This window comes from Arthrobacter sp. 10T44 (genome assembly GCF_056393885.1).
In genome coordinates, this window is sequence record NZ_JBFTGT010000001.1 from 759,848 (window position 1) to 779,819 (window position 19,972).

22 protein-coding genes are annotated in these 19,972 nt (G+C 66.9%); 11 read left to right on the top strand and 11 right to left on the bottom strand.

Annotated elements, in window-relative coordinates; translation table 11 throughout:
- Positions 1-84: 84 nt before the first annotated feature.
- Positions 85-1,428: an MFS transporter gene (locus AC1DBL_RS03570; RefSeq protein WP_441416720.1), complete on the bottom strand. Its 1,344-nt coding sequence runs from the start codon at positions 1,426-1,428 to the stop codon at positions 85-87.
- 265 nt (positions 1,429-1,693) lie between these two features.
- Between AC1DBL_RS03570 and AC1DBL_RS03575 the strand changes: the two genes are divergently transcribed.
- The 4 genes from AC1DBL_RS03575 (at position 1,694) to AC1DBL_RS03590 (ending at position 5,649) form a co-directional block, all read left to right on the top strand.
- Complete coding sequence (locus tag AC1DBL_RS03575; protein WP_441416719.1) at positions 1,694-2,275, top strand: PadR family transcriptional regulator; 582 nt, start codon at positions 1,694-1,696, stop codon at positions 2,273-2,275.
- A gap of 154 nt (positions 2,276-2,429) precedes the next feature.
- Positions 2,430-3,527 carry an aromatic ring-hydroxylating oxygenase subunit alpha gene (locus AC1DBL_RS03580; RefSeq protein WP_476925481.1) on the top strand — a complete coding sequence of 366 codons (1,098 nt, stop codon included), beginning with the start codon at positions 2,430-2,432 and terminating at the stop codon, positions 3,525-3,527.
- Between the two features lie 60 nt (positions 3,528-3,587).
- Positions 3,588-4,592 carry a PDR/VanB family oxidoreductase gene (locus tag AC1DBL_RS03585; protein ID WP_441416717.1) on the top strand — a complete coding sequence of 335 codons (1,005 nt, stop codon included), beginning with the start codon at positions 3,588-3,590 and terminating at the stop codon, positions 4,590-4,592.
- Positions 4,593-4,707: 115 nt separating this feature from the next.
- Positions 4,708-5,649, top strand: coding sequence for an alpha/beta fold hydrolase (locus AC1DBL_RS03590; protein ID WP_476925482.1), 942 nt, complete (start codon positions 4,708-4,710; stop codon positions 5,647-5,649).
- Here AC1DBL_RS03590 and AC1DBL_RS03595 read toward each other — a convergent pair.
- Complete coding sequence (locus tag AC1DBL_RS03595; RefSeq protein WP_476925483.1) at positions 5,625-6,074, bottom strand: RDD family protein; 450 nt, start codon at positions 6,072-6,074, stop codon at positions 5,625-5,627. The two genes, AC1DBL_RS03590 and AC1DBL_RS03595, sit on opposite strands and share 25 nt — an antisense overlap.
- 394 nt (positions 6,075-6,468) lie before the next feature.
- Between AC1DBL_RS03595 and AC1DBL_RS03600 the strand changes: the two genes are divergently transcribed.
- Positions 6,469-6,672, top strand: a complete 204-nt coding sequence (locus tag AC1DBL_RS03600) for a hypothetical protein (protein WP_476925484.1) — start codon at positions 6,469-6,471, stop codon at positions 6,670-6,672.
- A 90-nt stretch (positions 6,673-6,762) separates the two neighbouring features.
- On the opposite strand, the gene AC1DBL_RS03605 is transcribed toward AC1DBL_RS03600, so the two are convergent.
- The 5 genes from AC1DBL_RS03605 to AC1DBL_RS03625 form a co-directional block, all read right to left on the bottom strand.
- Positions 6,763-7,884, bottom strand: a complete 1,122-nt coding sequence (locus tag AC1DBL_RS03605; RefSeq protein WP_476891968.1) for an NAD(P)/FAD-dependent oxidoreductase — start codon at positions 7,882-7,884, stop codon at positions 6,763-6,765.
- A 72-nt stretch (positions 7,885-7,956) separates the two neighbouring features.
- Positions 7,957-8,997, bottom strand: coding sequence for a Gfo/Idh/MocA family protein (locus AC1DBL_RS03610; protein WP_476925485.1), 1,041 nt, complete (start codon positions 8,995-8,997; stop codon positions 7,957-7,959).
- Positions 8,997-9,776 (bottom strand): amino acid ABC transporter ATP-binding protein, encoded by a 780-nt coding sequence (locus tag AC1DBL_RS03615; protein WP_476925486.1) that lies wholly within the window; start codon positions 9,774-9,776, stop codon positions 8,997-8,999. The genes AC1DBL_RS03610 and AC1DBL_RS03615 overlap by 1 nt, the downstream gene beginning before the upstream one ends.
- The gene (locus tag AC1DBL_RS03620; protein WP_175323740.1) at positions 9,773-10,561 is read right to left on the bottom strand and encodes an amino acid ABC transporter permease; all 789 of its coding nucleotides are present in this window, start codon (positions 10,559-10,561) and stop codon (positions 9,773-9,775) included. The genes AC1DBL_RS03615 and AC1DBL_RS03620 overlap by 4 nt, the downstream gene beginning before the upstream one ends.
- Before the next feature lie 107 nt (positions 10,562-10,668).
- Positions 10,669-11,556, bottom strand: a complete 888-nt coding sequence (locus tag AC1DBL_RS03625) for an ABC transporter substrate-binding protein (protein WP_441416711.1) — start codon at positions 11,554-11,556, stop codon at positions 10,669-10,671.
- A gap of 172 nt (positions 11,557-11,728) precedes the next feature.
- Between AC1DBL_RS03625 and AC1DBL_RS03630 the strand changes: the two genes are divergently transcribed.
- On the top strand, positions 11,729-12,799 hold the full coding sequence (locus AC1DBL_RS03630; RefSeq protein WP_441416710.1) for a LacI family DNA-binding transcriptional regulator: 1,071 nt from the start codon (positions 11,729-11,731) through the stop codon (positions 12,797-12,799).
- On the opposite strand, the gene AC1DBL_RS03635 is transcribed toward AC1DBL_RS03630, so the two are convergent.
- Together AC1DBL_RS03635 and AC1DBL_RS03640 are read right to left on the bottom strand one after the other, a co-directional pair.
- Positions 12,796-13,782, bottom strand: coding sequence for a diguanylate cyclase (locus AC1DBL_RS03635; protein WP_476925487.1), 987 nt, complete (start codon positions 13,780-13,782; stop codon positions 12,796-12,798). The two genes, AC1DBL_RS03630 and AC1DBL_RS03635, sit on opposite strands and share 4 nt — an antisense overlap.
- A complete protein-coding gene (locus AC1DBL_RS03640; protein WP_476925488.1) occupies positions 13,779-14,564 on the bottom strand; it encodes an alpha/beta fold hydrolase in 786 nt (261 codons plus the stop codon). The genes AC1DBL_RS03635 and AC1DBL_RS03640 overlap by 4 nt, the downstream gene beginning before the upstream one ends.
- Before the next feature lie 307 nt (positions 14,565-14,871).
- Between AC1DBL_RS03640 and AC1DBL_RS03645 the strand changes: the two genes are divergently transcribed.
- On the top strand, positions 14,872-15,768 hold the full coding sequence (locus tag AC1DBL_RS03645) for an NYN domain-containing protein (protein ID WP_476925489.1): 897 nt from the start codon (positions 14,872-14,874) through the stop codon (positions 15,766-15,768).
- Between the two features lie 47 nt (positions 15,769-15,815).
- Here AC1DBL_RS03645 and AC1DBL_RS03650 read toward each other — a convergent pair whose 3' ends face one another.
- Positions 15,816-16,115: a hypothetical protein gene (locus AC1DBL_RS03650; protein ID WP_476925490.1), complete on the bottom strand. Its 300-nt coding sequence runs from the start codon at positions 16,113-16,115 to the stop codon at positions 15,816-15,818.
- A gap of 217 nt (positions 16,116-16,332) precedes the next feature.
- Between AC1DBL_RS03650 and AC1DBL_RS03655 the strand changes: the two genes are divergently transcribed.
- A complete protein-coding gene (locus AC1DBL_RS03655) occupies positions 16,333-16,680 on the top strand; it encodes a cupin domain-containing protein (protein WP_441416706.1) in 348 nt (115 codons plus the stop codon).
- Between the two features lie 40 nt (positions 16,681-16,720).
- Here AC1DBL_RS03655 and AC1DBL_RS03660 read toward each other — a convergent pair whose 3' ends face one another.
- Positions 16,721-17,560 (bottom strand): GOLPH3/VPS74 family protein, encoded by an 840-nt coding sequence (locus AC1DBL_RS03660; RefSeq protein ID WP_476925491.1) that lies wholly within the window; start codon positions 17,558-17,560, stop codon positions 16,721-16,723.
- 157 nt (positions 17,561-17,717) lie between these two features.
- Between AC1DBL_RS03660 and AC1DBL_RS03665 the strand changes: the two genes are divergently transcribed.
- From AC1DBL_RS03665 to AC1DBL_RS03675, 3 genes are all read left to right on the top strand, one after another.
- Positions 17,718-18,365 (top strand): M15 family metallopeptidase, encoded by a 648-nt coding sequence (locus tag AC1DBL_RS03665; RefSeq protein WP_476925492.1) that lies wholly within the window; start codon positions 17,718-17,720, stop codon positions 18,363-18,365.
- A 43-nt stretch (positions 18,366-18,408) separates the two neighbouring features.
- The gene (locus tag AC1DBL_RS03670; protein WP_441416703.1) at positions 18,409-18,981 is read left to right on the top strand and encodes an MOSC domain-containing protein; all 573 of its coding nucleotides are present in this window, start codon (positions 18,409-18,411) and stop codon (positions 18,979-18,981) included.
- Positions 18,982-19,192: 211 nt separating this feature from the next.
- Positions 19,193-19,969 carry an electron transfer flavoprotein subunit beta/FixA family protein gene (locus tag AC1DBL_RS03675; RefSeq protein WP_441416702.1) on the top strand — a complete coding sequence of 259 codons (777 nt, stop codon included), beginning with the start codon at positions 19,193-19,195 and terminating at the stop codon, positions 19,967-19,969.
- The last annotated feature ends 3 nt before the right edge of the window (positions 19,970-19,972 follow it).

The window sequence follows — 19,972 nt, forward strand, 5'->3', positions numbered from 1 at the left end:
CAAAACGCAGGCGGACGACGGCGGGAGCTTCCCGCCGTCGTCCGCTTGCGTGGTTTGCCGGCAACCGCGCCGGCCGAATTCCGGTCAGACGGACAGCGGGACTTCCTCCGCCACGTCGTCCTGCGCAACCGGCTCCTGCCGCGCCGGGCGCATCGCCGCTACGGCGCCGCCCGCCACGAGAACCACGGCGCCGACGCCCATGTACAGCATGGAAGCTGTCCAGTGCGCGTCCAGCAGGGCGCCTGTGATGAGCGGGGCGACGATGGCGCCGACGCGGCCGATTCCGATCGCCCAGCCGACGCCGGTGCTCCGGACGGACGCGCCGTACAGGGCGGGGGTGATGGTGTACATGCCGGCGATGCAGCCGTTGATCAGCATGCCGACGACGCCGCCCGCGACGAACGCCAGGGCGAGGATGCCCGCGGTGGAAATGAACATCACCATGGTGGCGGCCGAGAGGACCGCAAACGCGATCATCACCTTGCGGCTGTTCCAGCGGATGGTGAGCAGGCCGTAGAGCAGGGAGCCGAAGGTGCCACCCAGGGTGAGCATGAGGCCGCCGATCACGCCCTGACTCTCGGTCATGCCGGCGGTGACGAGCAGCCGCGGCGTCCAGCTGTTCACGAAGTAGAACCCGAACATGGTGGCAAAGAAGGCCAGCCAGACGAGCCAGGTGGAACGGCGGTTGCCGGCGGTGAAGAGTTCGGAAAGCTTGTTCCTGTGCAGCGCCACTGCGGCGGACGCGGGGATCTGGGTCAGTTCGGGCTGGCCGATCTTGCGGGCAATCTTGTTGAGGCGATCGAGGACGTTGCGCGGGCGACGGCTGGTCAGGAAGTCCACCGATTCAGGCAGCAGGACCGCCAGCAGGACCAGGACGACGCCGGTGCAAATGCCGCCGAACACGAAGACCGAGCGCCAGCCGAAGTTTGCCTGGAGGGAGACCGCGGCAGCGCCGCCCAGCGTCGCGCCGATGCCGTAGCCGGCCGTGTAGATGCTGATGGCCAGCCCGCGCCAACGTTTGGAGGAGTATTCGCTGGCGATCACGTTGGTGCAGGCCAGGATGCCGCCGATGCCCAGGCCCGTGACGACGCGCCAGATCCCCAACTCCACTGCCGAATGTGCAAGTGAGGCGAGCAGCATGCCGGCGGTGGCAAGGCCAACGGAGACCAGGACCATGGGCCGGCGGCCGATGACGTCGGCGAACGGTGCAAGGCCCAGCGACCCGATGGCCATGCCGACCAGGCCGGAGCTCAGCAGGATGCCCAGCTCGGCCCCGCTGAGGCCGAACTCGCGCGTGACGCTGTTGGCCGTGAAAGCCATGGCCAGAACGTCGAAGCCGTCGAGGGCGTTAAGGATGATGCACAATCCGACGATCAGCCATTGGTACAGGGACATGCGGGACGCGTCGATGCGTTCTTGGAGTTGCATGAGACTACTTTCTGGAGGCCGCGGACAGTCCGGGCGGGTACAAAGTTGCGTGCCGAACGGCGGGTGTGCGCCTTCGGTGCCAAAGCCCGCCGCCGGGGATCGTCGTCGAACTCCCGGTAGCCGGACAACTATCTATACTGATAGCTAGATGTGGCGTGAGACACAGCCTAACTATGAACATAGTTAGTTGACAAGAGTTTTGATGAAGCAGGGCCCGTATGTCGCGATGCGGCCGACGGGCCCGATGGAAAGGACCGGTGGCGAGGTGAGTCTGCGCTACGCCCTGCTTGCCCTGCTGACGTCCCAGCCCCTGACGGGCTACGACGTATTCAAGCAGTTCGAACAATCCGTCGGCTACGTCTGGCACGCTCCGGACTCGCAGATCTACCCGGAGCTCCGCCGCATGGAAAAGGACGGCCTGCTGCGCGGCGTCGAGGAAGCCTGGGGGAAGAAGGGCAAGAAGAAGCGCTACCACATCACCCCGGAGGGCGTTGAGGCCTTCCGCGCCTGGATCAACACCACCCTCGACTACACCCGCGAGCGGGACCCGATCCACCTCAAGGCGGCATACCTGGAGTGGGCCGAGCCGGATGCCGCGCGGGCGCAGATGCAGGCGCACATCGCCTACCACTCCTCGCGCGCACAGCAGTGGCAGGAGATGATTGCCGCCCTGGAGGACCGGAGCAATCCCATCCTGGCAACCCGCCTGGAGGCGGCGCCTGAAGCCGATAGGGCCAAGATTGCCGGCTACAAGATCTTCACCTACGAGGGCATGATCGAGCGCGCCAACGCCGAAATCCAGTGGGCCAGGCGCGGCTTGGAACTGATCGACAAACTGGAATCCTGACCGGAGAACGGCCCGGAAGCCGCAGGGCTTCCGGGCCTTTCGCATGCCCCGGCACGCCCGCCGTCGGAAACTCACCCCTTGCCACTACCTATGAACATAGTTATGCTGTGACGCAGACCACTACCTATGTAGATAGATATAGCGAAGGAATGACATGACCGCGATGATGCAGTCCGTTAGTTCGACAACCAACAAGGTGCTGGGGTACCCGCTTAATGCCTGGTATGTAGCCGCCTGGGACCATGAAGTGACCCGGAAGCCGATGTCCCGGCGGATCGCGGACCGCCCGCTCGCCCTGTACCGCACGGAGGACGGCAAGGCCGTGGCGCTGGCGGACGCATGCTGGCACCGGCTGGCTCCGCTGTCCATGGGCAAGACGCTTGCCGGGGATGAGATCCAGTGCCCGTATCACGGCATCGTTTACAACTCCGCCGGCCGCTGTGTCTCGATGCCGGCGCAGGAAACCATCAACCCCAGCGCCACGGTCCCGTCCTTCCCGGTAATCGAAAGGTACCGGTATGTCTGGGTCTGGCTGGGCGATCCGACCCAGGCCGACCCCACATTGGTCCCGGACATGCACCAGATGAGCTCGGATGAATGGGCCGGCGACGGCGAGACCATCTTTGCCCCGTGCAACTTCCAATTGGTGCTGGATAACCTGATGGACCTCACCCACGAGGAGTTCGTCCATTCGTCCTCGATCGGGCAGGACGAACTGAGCGAGTCCGATTTTAAGGTGACCCAGGACGGCAACACCGTCACCGTGTCCCGCTGGATGCTCGACATCGACGCGCCGCCGTTCTGGCTCAAGAACATGCGCGACAAGTTCCCTGGCTTCGAGGGCAAGGTGGACCGCTGGCAGATCATCACCTTCCAGTCGCCGTCGACGATCAACATCGACGTCGGCGTCGCGAAGGCGGGCACCGGGGCGCCGGAGGGCGACCGCAGCCAGGGCGTGAACGGCTTCGTCATGAACACCATCTCCCCCGAAACCGCCAAGACCTGCCACTACTTCTGGGCTTTCATGCGCAACTACCGGCTGGAGAGCCAGCTGATCACCACCCAGCTTCGCAACGGCGTCCACGGCGTCTTCGGCGAGGACGAGGCCATGCTCAAGGCGCAGCAGGAGGCGATCGACGCGAACCCGGACTACGAGTTCTACAACCTCAACATCGACGCCGGCGGGATGTGGGTCCGCAGGCTGATCGAGCGCCAGCTCGCCGCCGAGGGCCGGCTCATTCCCGCCGTCTGACCGACCCCAGACCCGTCCAGCCCGGACCCCTCCAGCCCAGCGAGAAGTTAGAAGAAAGTCATGGCAGCAAGCAACATCGAAGTCTGGCAGACCGGAACCGTCGTCGAGGCGGAGTCCGTCACCGCCGAAACCCGGCGCCTGGTCCTGTCCCAGTCGCTACCGAAGAAGGCGGAGCCCGGCTCGCATATCGACGTCATGGTCACGATCAACGGGGAACGCCACAAGCGCTCCTACTCCGTGGTGGATTCCAGCGAGGATGGCCGGCGCGTGGCCATCAGCGTCTTCCGGGCGCCGCAGTCCCGGGGCGGCTCGGTCTTCATGCAGGGCCTGGAAGTCGGGGACCAACTGGAGATCACCCAGCCGCTGCAGAACTTCCCGCTCCGGGTGGGCGCCCCGCGCTACGTGCTGCTGGCCGGGGGCATCGGGATCACCGCGATGGTCAACATGGCGCGGGTGCTGCGCAACATCAAGGCGGACTACACCCTGGTCTACGCCGGCCGCAGCCGCGCCGCCATGGCCTACCTGCCCCAGCTGGAAGCGCTGCACGGTGACGCGCTGCGGGTGCACGTGGATGACGAGGGCACGGCGCTGAAGGTCGATGAGTTGCTGGCCGGGGTGGATCCGGAGACGGAGCTCTACATGTGCGGACCGATCCGGCTCATGGACGCGGTGAAACGCGGCTGGGACACGCGAGGCCTGAGCGTGCCGAACCTGAGGTACGAGACCTTCGGCAACAGCGGGTGGTTCGACCCGGAGGAGTTCGTCGTCCGCGTCCCCCGGCTGGGCGTGGAGACGACCGTCGGTCCCGGCGAGTCCATGCTGGAAGCCCTCGAGGGCGCGGGAGTGGACATGATGTTCGATTGCCGCAAGGGCGAGTGCGGACTCTGTGAAGTGCGGCTGCTGGGCCTGCAGGGCACCGTCGACCACCGCGACGTGTTCTACAGCGAGCGCCAGCAGCAGGCTGCGGCGAAGATGTGCTGCTGCGTCTCACGGGCCGTCAGCTCGGAAACCGGAGCGCGGGCGGATGCAACAGGGGAACGCGCCGTCGTCACCATCGACGTCTGAGGTCACCCGGCGCCTGTTGCCTGCCGCCCATTCGATCGGTTCGATAGGCGCCGCGCGTCCGGTCCGGCACCAGCTCGGCTCCGAATCAACATGGAGACCGAAAGCAGAGGGGCCCATGCGCGTTCAGCAGGAAACGACTGCCGCCGAGGCAACAATGCTGTGGCGGCATGTCCTCCCGACGGAACTGGGTCCCTGCACTGTGCATGTCCAGTCGGGCCTCAAGCAACGAGGGCCGGCGTCGGCTACTGCGGACGTGTACCTTCACGGCGCCGCGGGATCCTGGACCACCTTCCAGCCCTTGCTCGCCGGAGTGCCGGACCGGGCGCGGGTGCTGATCGACCTGCCGGGCTGGGGTGGATCCACCGAAAATGCCCGGATGGAACACTTCAGCATCGATGCCGCGGGCCGGGCTGTCGCGGGGATCCTCGACTCGCTCGGGTACCGTCGGTGGAATCTGGTGGGGCACTCCATGGGAGGCTTCCTCGCGCTGCATATCGCCGCGGCCTGGCCCGAGCAGGTGGTCAGCGTCGCCGCCATTTCGGCTACCACCTTCGGTGTGTCCGAGGCGGCCCGGAACCCGCTGCGCGGCCTCGTCAGGCTCCCGGCGTTCGTGGGCATGCTCCTGCTCATGCGCACCCTGGCGGCCCTCGGCCCGGCCGGGTCAGCGCTGGTACGTGCGACCGGCAGGGCTCCCGTGATGCGGCCACTGATGTCCCCGTTTTTCGCAGCTCCCGCAGCCATCCCCGCAGGGGTTGTGCGCGGGCTTGGCGATGACGCCCGCCCGGCAAGCTTCTCCGCCGCCGCCCGGGCCGCGGCCCACTACGACTTGAACCGGTGGCGCAGCATCCGCTGCCCGGTGCTGGCGACCCGCGGGGACGTGGATGTCTTCACCCCGCAGTCCGATCTGCACCGTTTGGGCGAAGTGGTCCCGCACGCCCAACTGGTGACGATCCCGCGCTGCGGCCACTTCGCCACCTTCGAGCGCCCGCTGCAAGTAATGCGCCTGCTCGATGGTCTTTGGGGCCGCCGGATTCAACCCGCCCAGCGTTCCCAGTAGTCGTCCGCGGACTGCAGGAAGCGCCTGCGCCGGATTCGTTCTCCGAAGAGGGGGTGGCTTTCCGGCCTGCCCAGCGGGCTGGACGCATTGCCACTCGGGGTGAAGCTGACGGCGATGACTGCGGCAATTACGAATATGGACAGGAAGGTCAGCGCTGTGAGGATCAGCCCGTAGGCCGGCCCCGGCGGCTGGCCATGGCGGGTACGAAGCCGGAAGCCGCCAAGGTAGCTGCCAAGCGAAGTCCCGCGGGCATAGAGCGCCCAGTTGGTGGCCAAGGCGGTGAAGAGGATCAAGACAAGAGGGATCCAGCGGCCGGGCGCGAGTACGAACAGCACTACGGTCGGAGCCCAGACCAGAAGCGAATCGATAAGAAGCGCGAACAGCAGCGAAGGCCAGTCGACGATCGCTGGTTCGGGGGTATTCACGCAGTGATTCTTGCACGCGGCAATCGGTGGTCCGCCCATGCGACACCGGATCCGATCAGATTTGTTCAACGCCGCGCCCATCCGGCACCTGCCGTCTGCGTCTGTGACCAGTCTCACCCGCAATAATCGCCCTCTGGCTTGAGCCGGCCACTCGGCGCTGTGCATCATGAAAAGGCAGGCAGGGGCTCGAATCCCCGCCCGCGCAGCCCCGAGGTTCGCTCCGACGCTCCGCGTCCGAATCGAATCAGGGGCACCATCCTGGTGGACGCAATGAGGCCAAACCGGTGAGCTCGCAGAGCTGCCCACGGTCTCAGGCGTTCCTGGTTTGGCCTACGGCGGCTCCGCATCGGTGCGGCAGCCGGACACCCGGATTCATGAATGGAAGCACTGAACAATGACGTTTGAAACTGCCAACGCTGTCACCCACAAGCTCTGGGACCGCTCCACGATGCATCACGAGCTGGACGCCCTGGTCCACGATCTCTCGGTCCGGCACAACACCGCGAAGTCCAACATCGCGGTCCACGCCAGCGGCCCGAACACCTTCACGCTCAGCCTGAACCACGGCGCGGCCAACCTGGACTCGGCCTCCGCCTAAGAACACAACGCAGCACTAAACGACGACGACGACGGGAGGCTCCCGCCGTCGTCGTCGCGTTTCCGAGCGGGCGGCTCAGCCGCCCACCGGTCAGGAGAACCTGGCCGGCCGGAAGGTGGCGAGCATGGGGTGCTTCTTCCCGGTCATGATCTCGCCCGCGAGGAGTTCGCCGGCAATAAGGCCAAGCGTCGCCCCCGAGTGGGTGAAGGCCACGAAGCAACCTGGCACCTGGCCGAGCTCCCCAAGGACCGGTTCGCCGTCGCCCGGGATGGGCTTGTACCCGATCTTCCACGAGGCCGGCTTGAGCTCAGGATGGCCGGCGATCAGCTTGGACGCTTCATCGGCGAGTTCCTGAACCACGTCGTCGGAAATGCTGAAGGTACCGTCGGCGTGTTCGCTGATGTGCTCTTCGTACCAGTCGTGGTCCAGGGCCAGGGCGTTTCCGGGGTTTGGCCGCACGGCCGCCCGCGGGGTGTTCAGCACGGCCTTCAGTCCGTGATCCACTGGCTTGGTCAGAACCAGCATGGAGACCGGGGAAGCGTTGGGGATGTCAACGCCCAGGGGAGCGACGACTGCGGGCGTCGCGGCGCCGCACGCCACCAGGATGGCATCCGCTGCGTAAGTATCGCCAGCGGCCGTCTGCACGCCGCTGGCCCGCCCGGCGTCGACCGCGACGGAGACCTTGCCGGCATTGAGCACCAGTTCCCCGCCCAGCTCGTGGAACTCCTCCATCAGAAACTCCACCAGTTCAGGCAGGCTGACCCACCCCTCGCCGGGGTTGAAGATGGCACTCTCGGGCACGGCATCCGGGTCGACGCCGGGAACGGCTGAAGGGAGTTGTTCGGGCGCCAGCAGTTTGGAGTTGTAGCCGATGGACTCCTCGTAGTCATGGCGGGCGAGGGTGGCAGCCTGCTGTCCCGCGGCGTGCCACATGAGGCCGCCGCCGAACTGCAGCCAGTCCCGGTCCGGATCCGCAGCGAAGAGGGTTCGGTAGCGGTCCACGCCGGCGACCCGGAGTTGGTGGTACGGGGTGGAGCGTTCTCCGGCGGAGTTCAGCCAGGACAGCGAGCGGCCGGTGGCCTCGCTGGCCAGGCCGTGTTCGCTCAGCAGGACCACCGAGGCCCCTTCGCGGAGCAAGTGGACGGCGGTGGAGACGCCGAGGATACCGCCGCCGATGACGGCGACTCGTTTGGTTGAGGGCGTGGAGGACATGGGTCTCCCTTTCGTTCCGTAATGGGTGCTTGAAATTTCGCGCTGGCATTGCCCGGGCGGCGCGAGGTATGGCTAGGCGAAGGCGCGGAGGTTGTCGATAACCCTCAGGACCTCAAGTGACTCCTCGGGGTCGACCGGCAGCGGGCCCTCCCCTCGGAGCGCCGCGGCCAGCCGGGTATAGAACTCGGGGTAAGCGCCCGGCCGGGCAGGCACCGCCTCGGAGGTTCCGTCTACGCCGAGGACCCCCCAAGAGTCCTCGGGCTCCACGCCGTAGGCCGGATCCGACGGCAACATGCCGCCTGCCAGCGCGGGTTCCTGACTGTCCAGTCCCCACTTGGTGTACCCGGCCCTGGAGCCCAGAACGTGGAATCGCGGGCCGACCCGGGCCGCCATGCCGTTCATCCAGAGCCGTGAGCGGACTCCGGATTCGTGGAGCAGGGACACGAAGGCTTCGGTATCGGCGCCGTCTGGGTGTCCGTGGTTGGCGGTCTCCCCATAGCTCTCCGCGACGGGACCGAACAGCTGGACGGCTTGGTCGATCAGGTGGGCGCCCAGGTCGTTGAGGATGCCGCCGCCGTCGGACGCCGCTGCAGTGTCCCGCCAGTTCCCGAATCCGTCCGGCCGCCACCACTCAAAGCGCGACTCGAAGCTGCGGACGTCGCCCAGCGCTCCTTTCCTAACCAGTTCCCGGAGCGTCAGGAAGTCGGCGTCCCAGCGCCGGTTCTGAAAGACCGTGAGCTGCACGCCGGCGTCGGCCGCCCGGGAGATGAGAGCTTCACCGTCGGCCGGGCTGGTGACGAATGGTTTGTCCACCACGAGGTGCAGGCCGCGGTCCATTGCCGTTGCGGCGAGGTCGTAGTGGGTTTGCGGAGGCGTCCCGAGAACAACCAGGTCCAAGCTTCCGGCGAGGGTGAACAGTGCCTCCGGCGTCGGCACGATCCGGGCGTGCGGGTAGAGCCTGGCCGCCTCCCCGGCACGGGCCGGATCCGCGGTGACAATGACGTCCAGAGAGTAGCCGGGATGAGCCGCGATCAGCGGCGCGTGGAAGACCTTGCCGGAGACACCGAAGCCGACGACGGCGGTACGGATGGGCTCCGCTGCGCCGCTGCCCATCACAGCACCTCCGAGAGGAACCGCTGGAGCCGTTCGCTCTGCGGGTTGTCGAAGAGCTGGGCGGGGGTGCCGGATTCGACGACTTCGCCTTCGTCCATAAAGACGACCTGATCGGCGACTTTGCGGGCGAACCCCATCTCGTGCGTGACCACCAACATGGTCATGCCGCGGCGGCCCAGTCCCGCCATGAGGTTCAGCACGCCCTTGACCAGTTCCGGATCCAGCGCGCTGGTGGCCTCGTCGAAGAGCATGACTTCCGGTTCCATGGCCAGGGCGCGGGCGATTGCGACGCGCTGCTGCTGACCGCCGGAGAGGTCCCGGGGACGGTGGTCGGCGCGCTCGGCGAGGCCCACTTCGGCGAGGCGGCGGCGGGCGCGTTCCCGCGCTTCGGCTTTCGGCATTCCCTTTACGCTCCACAGCGCCAGGGCGACGTTCTCAAGGGCGGTGTGGTCCGGAAAGAGGTTGAAGTGCTGGAAGACCATGCCGATGCGGGCCCGCAGGAGATCCGGTTTAACCTCCAGGGCGCTCTCACCGGCCAGGAGCACGTCCCCGCTTTTGGGTTCGTGCAGCCGGTTGACCCCGCGGAGCAGGGTGGACTTGCCGGAGCCGGAGGGCCCGATGATGCAGGTGGTGGTGCCCGGCGCAACGTTGAGGCTGACGTTCCGGAGCACCTCGATGTCCCCGTAGGCCATGGTCAGGTTTCTCAGTTCCAGGCTGGAACCGTGGAAGGTCTCAAGGTCCGGCGCGGTATTGCTGGCGGTGTTGCTTGCGAGGCTCATGTGTTGCTCCCGGTGGTCAGCGGTGAGGCCGCGGCGAGTTCGTTGACTTCCTTGAGGCCGCTGCTGGGGGCGGCTGGGCGGCGTCGGCCGGTGCGGAAGCGGTTGTCGAAGTAGTTGACCAGGTGGGTCAGCGGGACCGTGACCACCAGGTAGAAGATCCCGGCCAGGACCAGCGGGGAGAGGTTGCCGGAGAGGACGGCGGCATCCTGGCCGACGCGGAACAGCTCCCGTTCGGAGACCAGCATGCCCAGGAAGTAGACCAGCGAGGAGTCCTTCACAATGGCGATGAACTGGTTGACCAAGGCGGGCAGGACCCGGCGGACACCCTGCGGGACAACCACCAGGGCCATCGATTTCGCGTAGCTCATGCCCAGCGCCCGGCAGGCTTCGCCCTGGCCTTTGTCCACGCTCTGGATACCGGCGCGGAAGATCTCGCCAATGTAGGCACTGGCAATCAGGCTCAGCGCGATGATTCCCAGGGGGTAGGGCGAGGGGCCGAATATCGACTGGCTGATGCGGGCGAATCCCTGGCCGATCAGCAGGATGGTCAGGATCGCCGGCAGCCCGCGGAACAGGTCCGTGTAGATCCGGGCCGGGACACGGAGCCAGGCGGACGGGGATATCCCCATCACGGCGACGACCATGCCGAGGGCGACACCGAGGATGGTGGCGGCGACGGAGATTATGAGGGTGTTGAGGAGGCCGACTCCCAGAAGCTGGGGCAGCACTTCGGCCATTGCGCCGAAGTCGAAAAAGGTGCGGGTGATGGTGCTTAACCAGTCCATGGTGTCTCTCAGACGTAGGTAGCTTGTGGATCCCGGGCGGGCCGCGTGGTGCGGCCCGCCCGGTCAGGTGGCAGCGGGGCGGCTGCCGGAGGTGTCCGCCGTGCGGCTTACTTGCTGGACGTGGGGCTCGGCGACGGGCTTGCCGCCTGCTCGGCCTTCGGCAGGTACTGCTTGGGCATCGGCGATCCCGGGAACCACTTCTGGTACAGCTTCTTCCAGGTGCCGTCCTCCATGGCGGCGGACAGTCCCTTGTTCAGCGCGTCCTTGAAGGCCGTCTTGCCCTTCGCCACGGCGAACCCGGCGGGGGCGTCGAAGGACGGGATGTCCGCCGCGCTGACCAGTCCGTATTTCTCTTCGTAGGCCTTGGCTGCCTCGTAGTCCAGGAAGTGGGCGTCCACGGATCCGCTGTTGACGGCAGAAATAGCGGTGTTGTTGTCCGGGAAGCGCACCAGGCTGGCCGAGGTGAAGTTCTTGACGGCGTAGGCCTCCTGGAGCGTTCCCTGCACGACCCCGAGGCGTTTTCCGGCGAGCGCGTCAGCGTTGGCGATGCCCGAGTTCTTGGTGGTGATGACGGTCAGGTAGCCCGCCAGGTAGCCATCCGAGAAGTCGACGGTTTGCTTGCGCTTGTCTGTGATGCCGATCGCCGCGACGCCGGCGTCGAACTGGCCGTTGGCGACGGCGGCGAGCAGCCCGGAGAAGTCCTGACCGGTAAAGACGACCTTGTCGATACCGGCGCGGTGGGCGACATCCTTGAAGAGTTCGACGTCGAAGCCGGTGAAGTTACCCTGCGCGTCGGCGAAGGTGTAGGGCTTGGAGTCACCGAGGCTGGCTACACGAATGGTGCCTGGCTCGATCAGACCGTAGGGGTTGTCCGCCGGCGACGACGAGGCGGAGGAGGCTCCGCCGCAGCCGGACAGTGCGAGAACCGCGGCAACAGCAGCGGCAATGAGCGCCCCGGGGCGCAGCTTGTTTCCTGTGTTCACAGCGTTTTCCAATCATGGGGTGGGGAGCGGGTAGGCGGGCAGTGTGCCCCGTAGTGGGTAAGGGCCGATGCGGGTCTTGCTGAGTCCGGTCTCAGTCCCTAGGATTGAGACCGGACTCACATCGATTGCTAGAAATGTAATCGAAGCCACATGGGGCGTCAAGGGTCCGCTACGAAAGGCCGTCATGAAGAGTGATGCTTCCCGGCGCCGCGATGTCACCGTCGCCGACGTCGCCCGGGCTGCCCAGGTGTCCAAGGCCCAGGCGGCCCGTGCCCTGGGCAACTACGGCGCCGTGAGCGAGGACGTGCGCGAGCGGGTGCTGGCCGCCGCCGAGGAGCTTGACTACCGGCCTAATGAGCTCGCCCGCAGCATGAACACGGGAAAGTCGCACACCATCGGGGTGGTGGTGGGCGACATCGAGAACCCCCATTTCGGCCTCGCCACCCGGGGCATTACGGATACCGCCAAGCGCAGCGGCTACAACGTCATCCTGATCAACACCGACGAGGACACAGCCGCGGAAATCGATGCCGTGAGGGTGCTGCTGGACAAGCGCGTGGACGGTTTGATCGTGGCGCCCGCGTCTTCGGTCGAGACGCAACACCTGCGGCGCGTTCACGAGTCGGGCCGTCCGCTGGTCCTGCTGGACCGCAAGGCGCCCGGGCTCGATGTCGACACCATCGCCGTCGACATGGAGGATATCTCCCATGAGTCCACGAGTTACCTGATCAATACCGGCCACCGCAGAATCGCCTTCATCTCCACGCTCCGGACGGACGAGCCGTACCGCGAGGGGATGCCGTTGGATTCGTCCCAGATTTCGGACCGGCGCGCCGGCCTGCAACGCGCGTTCGCGGACGCTGGCCTGCAGCCGCCGGATGATCTGATCCGCCTCAACGCCGGCGATGACGAGTCGATCCGCAAGATCACCCGCGAGCTGCTGCAACGCCCGGACCCGGCGACGGCGATCATCGCCTCCGACGGGTTGATCGGGCTGAGTGTGGTCGAGGCTATCCAGGAGCTCGGCCTGTCGATTCCGGAGGATGTTTCTTTCCTCATGTACGACGACTTCGCCTGGACGCGGCTCACCACGCCTCCACTTACGGTCATCGCGCAGCCAGTGTACGAGATGGGCGTAGCCGCAGCCGCGGCCCTGATCCGGCAGATGGAGGGCCGGAAGGCGCCTGCGGCCGCGCCGGTGTTTACGGCCGAGCTGATCCGCCGGGGCTCCGTCGCGGCACCGGCGCGCGGTTAGGCGACGACGTCGGGAGCCTCGCGCAGGCTGCCGCGCGTTGCGGTCTTGACCCGGTACATGTCCTGGTCGGCGGCGATGAGCAGGGCCTTGGCCAGCTCCTCATACTCGGCCGCCCCGGCGTGCTCGGGCACGGCCGTTTCGGCCCGGCCGACGGACATGCCCAGCCGGAGCTCCGTGCCCGCGACGGTGATGGCCTCAGTGACGCAGTCCCGGACCCGACCGGCCACCGCGTCAAGTTCCCCCGCGTGCTCCAGCCAGGGGATCAGGACCACGAACTCGTCGCCGCTGTAGCGCGTAACCGTGTCCGCGCCGCGCACGGCCCCGGCGAGCATCCGGGCCACGTGCTCCAGGACCTGGTCCCCGGCCGCGTGGCCCAGGGTGTCATTCACCTGCTTGAAGTTGTTGACGTCGCAGAACAGCACGCCCACTCGGATGCGCTGCTCGCCGGCGCGGGCCAGGGCCGCCAGCAGGGTTTCCTGCAGCTGCCGCCGGTTCGGCAGGCCGGTCAGCGGATCGTGGAGCGCCCGGTGGTGCGCTTCCCGGAGAAGCTTCGCGCGCTCCGCCTCGGCGTCCTCGAGCTGCCGGTGCGCGCTGGCCAGTTCGCGCTCGTAGCGGCGACGCTCCGGGGCTGCGAAGAAGATCATCAGGTCCCGCGGTTCGGCCCCGTCCGCGGTCCGGGTCACCGAGAGCAGCACCGGCCGGCGCTGCCCGTCGGGACCCAGGATCTCGATCGAAAGCTCGGCAAGGTGGCCGTCGCGTTCCAGCTTCGGTCCGGCATGCGTCCGGTACATCAGCCGGTCACCGGCCGGCATGAGGTCCAGCACCCGCGTTCCGGCGAGGGCGCCGGCTTCGGCCCCGGTCCAGGCGCACAGCGTGGCGTTCGCGGCCAGGATGGTTCCGTCGGTGGCGGCCATGACGTAGCCGGCGGGCGCCTGGTGGAACAGCTGCCCGTAGTCGACGGCTTCGGTCGTCGCCGGGCTCATGGCTGCTTCAAGTATTCGAGGATGGCGGCGGCGGTCTCCTCCGGCGCGCTGCTTTGCGGGAAGTGGCCGGTGGCCGCGAGCCGGACCAGGGTGCTGTTGGGGAGCTCCTTCTGAAGGTAGGTTCCCACGTGGTCCGGGGTGACGACGTCGTCGGTGCTTTGCAGGACCAGCACGGGGACGGTGACATCGGCCAGCAGGTGCCGGACATCGGAGAGGAACGCCACCCGGGCAAAGTCCCGGGCGATGCGGGGGCTGATCCGGCCGAAGCTGCCCTGGATTTCGCGGTCCAGTTCCGGGGCGTGCGGCGCGTTCATGTAGACCGGCGCCATCTGCTCCGCCCAGACAACGTAGTTGGCGTCCAGGGATTCGAAGACGTCGTCGAGGTCCTGGCTGGTGAACCCTCCTACGTAGCCGTCCTCAGGGTGGTCGAGATAACTGGGCGACGCTGTGAGCAGGACAAGGCGGCCGAAGCGGCGGCCCTGGTCCCGGACGGCTGCGCTGACGGCCATCATGGAGCCGACGCTGTGGCCGACCAGCGTGGCGTCCGCCAAGTCCAGGCCGGCGCAGACCTCCATCAGGTCATCGACGTAGGCATCCAGCGTGGAGTAGGTGGCCGAATCGTAGGCGAACTGGTCCGAGCCCCCGGAGCCCACATGGTCCAGCAGGACCACCCGGTAGCGGTCGGTGAACCAGGGCAGGATCCGGGCCCACATGGTCTGGTCGGTGCCGAAACCGTGGGCAAATACCAGGACCGGGCCGCCTTCAGGCCCGTATGCCCGCACGTTATTGCGTACTGCTGCCCCAGACGCCATCTGCCCACCAAACCTTTTCAACTTCAACCCTTTGACCCCGCCGATTTCGAGCCCGACGGCGGAGGCGCGTCTTCGCGTGTCCTGTCACCACTCAGGCGCGTTCATCGGCTAGCTGTCGCCGGCCGCAGAACATGGCTCTGGCGCAGAAGTAGTCGACGGGTTCACCCCATAGTAGCCCGGCGGGCCCACGGCGCGGGGAAGCGTCGCCGCAGGTCATCGGCGCAACGCGCGCAAACCCTTCTGGTCCGCGCCGCGTTCCTGCTGGCAAACTGAGCCAATGACCGAACCTCTCAATGAGTCCAGACGGCCAGGGATCCGCGCCGCGATGTTTGTGGACTTCGACAACGTCTACACAGGTCTGCAGGCGCTGGACCCGGCGGCTGCGAAGAGATTCGCTGAGGATCCCAAGCACTGGACGGAGGCGCTGGCGGACGGCGTTTCGGGTGATGATTCCCGCCGCTTCCTCATCCGCAATTGCTACCTAAATCCGGTCATCTACTCCAAGTACCGGCCGTATTGGACCCGGGCGGGGTTTCGCGTGATCGACTGCCCCTCCCTCACGCAGCGCGGCAAGAGCAGCACGGACATCAACCTGGTGCTGGATGCGATGGATGCCCTGTCCGGCGCGGCGCATATTGAGGAGTTCTTCGTGGCGTCGGCGGACGCCGATTTCACGTCATTGGTCCAGCGCTTCCGCGCCGCAGACCGGATGACTACGGTGATCGCGGCCGGCGCCGTTGCCTTCGCCTACCGGGAGATGGCGGACGGTGTCGTTGAATCCCACGACTTCGTGGCCCTCCTCAATGGCACCGCAGCCGACGCACCCCGACTGGTGCGCTCGGCCAGACCCGCCGGGAGCCGCCCCGCGGCACCGGTCGCCCCCGGCCCCGCGTCGGCCGCCGTCGCCGAGGTTCTCGCCTTGGTGCGGGCTGCGCCAGGCCCGGTCACGGGTTCGGTGGCGGCGCACCGTGCGCTAATTTCGGACCCTCCCTCAAAACTGACTGGGACGGCCACGGCAAGTTCGGTGCCTGGATCGCGCAGGCCGGCCCCGGCATCGCGTATGCGTCGACACCGTCGCCGGGTTGGGTCTGGGATGCCGAACGGTTTTCACCGGATCTGCTCCCCCGGGCGGCCGAAGCCCGGCCGGCCATCGAGGAACAAGTCATTCGGGTAACCGATGTGCCCGCGCTCTCCTCTGACCAGTACCGGCAGGTCTTTTGGTCACTGGAAGCAAAATTGCGCGACCACCTCCCTAACCGCGCTGAGCTCGCCAAAGCCGTCAGGGACGACTGCGTCGCGGGGGGCCAACCGGTCTCCCGGGCCGCCGTGAACTTCGTCCTCCAGGGCCTTGGATACGCAGGGATTCCGCTCACCGACGAGCTGCCTGCGCCAGAGCTGGCGGCGGCGTAGACGAGGAATGTCGAGGAGTTGTGCCGGGTGGCGCTCATGGAGTTCGACGACGCCGAGAAGCTCGCGCTCAAGCGCTGGACCAGCGGCGGCCTGCTTGAGTAGCTCTGCCACGGCGGCCAGGCGAATGCAGAGCTAGCGCGTCAGTGATTCGTGCTGATGCAGCAGGCCCAGTTCCGCCCGCCGCGGCACAGGGAACCTGTCGCGAACGGCTGTCCCCTCCTGCCGACGACAGTAACGGTCTTGATGCAGCCGCCGCATTCGGAGTAGACCTGCCAGTAAGGCCGACCATCGGCCGCCAACCCACTCGCCTGCGGCAGACAGGGGCAACATGATGAGCCAGGACCACACGGCACCGGAGACCAAAGGTGTTAAGTCGGAGTTGCTTGCCACGGTTGACCTTGGCCCGGAGATCGAGGGCATGGCAGGGCGCCAGCTTCGAATGCGGATGGTGACCATCGAGCCGGGCGGCGTCTTCGGTCCGGTTCACGACCACAAAGGCCGGCCTGGCCTCGTCTACATTCTGCAGGGAACGATCACCGACCACCGGAATGGAGTCGCTACGGACTACGGGCCGGGGGCAGGATGGCCCGAGGATAGGGAAACTCTTCACTGGCTGGAGAACAGAGGAACCGTTCCGGCGGTGGAGATCTCGGTCGACATCGTCAGCCAGGAGTAATCCCGCGTCCTTCACGCCGAGACGCCAGCCATCCGGCGGCCTAGAGGGTTGCGGCTTCTTCCTGGGCCAGTCTGATCATCCGCAGCTCGTCCTCCACGGCTCGGGCGGGCCAGTAGTCCTTGGCCAACTCGTCGGCGCGGACTCGGTCTGCCGCCGGGAAGAGCTTGCCGAACAGGCCGGCCGCTTGCAGCAGGGCAATCAGCGCCGTGGTCCTAGCGTCGGGCGCGGGCGCAGCCGGCGTGCCGGCCCCGGTGGGCGTCCCGGCCACGGGCGTCCCTGCCGCGGACGTCCCGGCGTCGGGCCCCGTCGAAGGAGACGTCCCGGCGTCGGGCACCGTCGAAGGAGACGTCCCGGCGCCGGGCCCCGTCGAAGGAGGCGCCCCGGCGTCGGACGTTTTCGCATCAGGTGCGCCGGGGGCCGGCGGCGGACCGCTGAGGGCGGCCTCGAGCTTCTTCAGAAGCGCAGCTTTCGAAGCGTGGTCCACCTCGGGGTACCGGGTGGACCGGAACACGCCGAGGTGTTTTTCGCCGACATGTTCCACGATGCCCAGTGCCGCCATCCGCTCGTAGACACGCTGCACTTCGGCGCGGCCCTCCAGCATGGCGACCCACCGTTTGGGAGTGTGAGGCCGTGATTTGCCGCGGATGAGCTCCAGCTCGTGCTGGAAATCCGTCGGCGGGGCGGCGCGGGTAGCCCGGACGTTCTTCCCCTGCAGCTCGATGGCACCGATCAGCTCCAGCTCGGCCAAGATTGCCCCCGCCAGCGTGGTTCTGAGTGCAAACACCGGCACCTCCGGTTTGCCGTCTTTGTCGTTCGTTGCCAACAGCAGGAAGGCCTGGGGAAGGTTCAGCTCCGCCGGCTTCGGCGTTTCAGCGTTCATACCAACATGGTGGCGCGGTTGGGCAGCCGCCGCATGAGGATTTCGTCCCGGGTCCCCGGAGATAAATGCCCTCGACTCCCGCCGTGCCGACCGGTAAGGTTCCCCGCATCTGTTCCGGACACTTCTGGAGGCCATGGTGCTCAAGCGAATCAGCAGGATGACAGGCGCACTGGCGGGGCTGCTGCTCACGCTCGGCATGATCGCACCATCAGTGCCGGCTGTAGCCTCGACGGGCTACGACATCGACTCCGCCTCCAGCCTGCAGGTGGTGGTCAACAAACACCGGCCGTTGAACCCCGCCACCTACGTGCCGGCCCGGCTGGTCAGGGTCCAGGGGGAACAGCTGCGGACCGAGGCCGCGGACGCCTACAAACAGTTAGCCAAAGCCGCCAAGTCGGCCGGCGTGAACATCATTCCGGTCAGCGGCTACCGTTCTTACAGCCAGCAGGCAAGCCTCTACGACGGCTACGTGCGCCAGTACGGCCAGGCAACGGCCGATACCCTCGCCGCGCGGCCCGGCTTCAGCGAACACCAGACCGGGCTGGCGATGGACATCGGCAACGCCAGTGGGGTCTGCGCCCTGCAGGCCTGCTTCGCAAACACCCCGGCCGGTAAGTGGGCGGCCGCGAATGCCGCGAGCTATGGATTCATCATCCGCTACCCCGCGGGGGCCGAGGACGTTACCGGCTACACCTACGAGCCTTGGCACCTGCGTTTCGTGGGAAAGGCCATCGCCCAGGAGATGAAGGACTTCCCCACCCTCGAGGATTACTTCGAGCTGGAACCCGCCCCTGATTACCTCTAAGCCAAAGAACGTCCGGGACCCCGCGAGGCGATAACTTGGTGGAATGACGGCTAGCTATAGGTACGACGTCGAAATCCTGCACCTGCTCGTGTCGCCCGCGCACGCCTACTTCGGCCGCGCACGGGAGGGCGCAGCCGACGTCCCCACCGCAGACGCCGAGCAGGCCACGTTCGTGGCCGGCAAGGGCATCGTCGGCGACCGGTTCTTCGGCAAGGCCGCGCACATGGATGCCGCCGTCACCGTGTTCGCCGTCGAGGCCCTCGAAGCCATCGCCGCAGAGCTGGGAACGGCAGCCCTTGACCCACTGCTCACACGTCGCAATGTGCACATCAGGGGAGCCCACCTGGCCCCGCTGCTCGGTCACGAATTCGCGTTGGAATCCGGCGGCGAGCTGGTGCGGCTCAAGGCCGGGCGGCCGGCCCATCCGTGCGCCTGGATGGATGCGATGCTCGCCCCGGGCGCCCACAAAGCTATGCGCGGGCGGGGCGGTGTGCGGTGCCAGGTGCTTTCGGACGGGGTCCTGCACCGCGGCCCGGCAGTGCTGATCAGTCCGGTCCCGCTTGACCCGGACCGCGCGGGCGAACCGACGCTGCTGCGCCCATCGCGCTTGCCCTAGTCCGACGCATGCCGTCGACTCGCCGACGAAACACAGGGGCACGAGCAGACGGTATCCGAACGCCGGGCGGTCCTGACAAAAGAGGGCAAAGTCCCGGCCCGCCGGTTCGCGACACGGGACCGGTCAGCCAGGCCGGGCTTCGCTTTCGTAGACTCTAGGGAGATCCGACGTGTCCCCTCCGGAGACATGCCCGCCACAGGAAGAGTCATCGATGAAGATTATCGTCCTAGTCAAGGAGGTCCCCGACACCTACGGGGACCGAAAACTGAACCTTGAAACAGGCCTCGCCGACCGTGAAGCCAGCGAGACAGTCATTGATGAGATCGGCGAGCGGGCCCTGGAGCTGGCCCTGACGTATGCCGACGCGAACGAGGGCACCGAGGTGACCCTCCTTTCCCTCGCTCCCGAGGGCGCGACGGCCACCATCCGCAAGGGGCTGGCGATGGGTGCGGCGAGCGCCGTCCACGTCTCTGACGAGGCGCTCCGGGGCGCTGACCTGGGGCTTACCGCCGAAACCCTCGCAGCCGCGATCCGCCGCGTCGAGTTTGACCTGGTCATCACCGGCAACGTCTCCACCGATGGATCCGGCGGCATGATTCCCGCGATGCTCGCCGAGCTGCTTGACGTGCCGCTTGCTTCCGGTCTCAGCGCCGTGGAGATCAGCGACGGCGCGGTGTCCGGGACCCGGGGCGTGGAATCCGGCGTGCAGCAGGTATCGGCGAAGCTGCCTGCGGTTATTTCCATTACCGAGGCGCTTCCCGGGCCGCGCTTCCCCAACTTCAAGGGAATCATGGCCGCGAAGAAGAAGCCCCTTGAGGTGCTGACCCTTGGCGACCTCGGGATCTCGGCCGACAACCCGGACGCGGCGCGGTCGATCATGCTGGCGGTGGCCGAGAAGCCCCCGCACGCTGCCGGCGTCAAGATCGTCGACGAGGGTGATGCCGGCGAGAAGCTGGCCGACTTCCTGATCGAAAACCGACTGGCGTAGGAG

Excerpts from the sequence above, each read along its gene's own strand:
- AC1DBL_RS03590 (WP_476925482.1), top strand. The coding sequence starts at position 4,708 with ATGCGCGTTCAGCAGGAAACGACTGCCGCCGAGGCAACAATGCTGTGG.
- AC1DBL_RS03585 (WP_441416717.1), top strand. The coding sequence starts at position 3,588 with ATGGCAGCAAGCAACATCGAAGTCTGGCAGACCGGAACCGTCGTCGAG.
- AC1DBL_RS03635 (WP_476925487.1), bottom strand. The coding sequence starts at position 13,782 with ATGAGCCCGGCGACGACCGAAGCCGTCGACTACGGGCAGCTGTTCCAC.
- AC1DBL_RS03645 (WP_476925489.1), top strand. The coding sequence starts at position 14,872 with ATGACCGAACCTCTCAATGAGTCCAGACGGCCAGGGATCCGCGCCGCG.
- AC1DBL_RS03675 (WP_441416702.1), top strand. The coding sequence starts at position 19,193 with ATGAAGATTATCGTCCTAGTCAAGGAGGTCCCCGACACCTACGGGGAC.
- AC1DBL_RS03620 (WP_175323740.1), bottom strand. The coding sequence starts at position 10,561 with ATGGACTGGTTAAGCACCATCACCCGCACCTTTTTCGACTTCGGCGCA.
- AC1DBL_RS03570 (WP_441416720.1), bottom strand. The coding sequence starts at position 1,428 with ATGCAACTCCAAGAACGCATCGACGCGTCCCGCATGTCCCTGTACCAA.
- AC1DBL_RS03670 (WP_441416703.1), top strand. The coding sequence starts at position 18,409 with ATGACGGCTAGCTATAGGTACGACGTCGAAATCCTGCACCTGCTCGTG.
- AC1DBL_RS03665 (WP_476925492.1), top strand. The coding sequence starts at position 17,718 with ATGACAGGCGCACTGGCGGGGCTGCTGCTCACGCTCGGCATGATCGCA.
- AC1DBL_RS03630 (WP_441416710.1), top strand. The coding sequence starts at position 11,729 with ATGAAGAGTGATGCTTCCCGGCGCCGCGATGTCACCGTCGCCGACGTC.
- AC1DBL_RS03605 (WP_476891968.1), bottom strand. The coding sequence starts at position 7,884 with ATGTCCTCCACGCCCTCAACCAAACGAGTCGCCGTCATCGGCGGCGGT.
- AC1DBL_RS03580 (WP_476925481.1), top strand. The coding sequence starts at position 2,430 with ATGACCGCGATGATGCAGTCCGTTAGTTCGACAACCAACAAGGTGCTG.
- AC1DBL_RS03610 (WP_476925485.1), bottom strand. The coding sequence starts at position 8,997 with ATGGGCAGCGGCGCAGCGGAGCCCATCCGTACCGCCGTCGTCGGCTTC.
- AC1DBL_RS03600 (WP_476925484.1), top strand. The coding sequence starts at position 6,469 with ATGACGTTTGAAACTGCCAACGCTGTCACCCACAAGCTCTGGGACCGC.
- AC1DBL_RS03615 (WP_476925486.1), bottom strand. The coding sequence starts at position 9,776 with ATGAGCCTCGCAAGCAACACCGCCAGCAATACCGCGCCGGACCTTGAG.
- AC1DBL_RS03655 (WP_441416706.1), top strand. The coding sequence starts at position 16,333 with ATGATGAGCCAGGACCACACGGCACCGGAGACCAAAGGTGTTAAGTCG.
- AC1DBL_RS03660 (WP_476925491.1), bottom strand. The coding sequence starts at position 17,560 with ATGAACGCTGAAACGCCGAAGCCGGCGGAGCTGAACCTTCCCCAGGCC.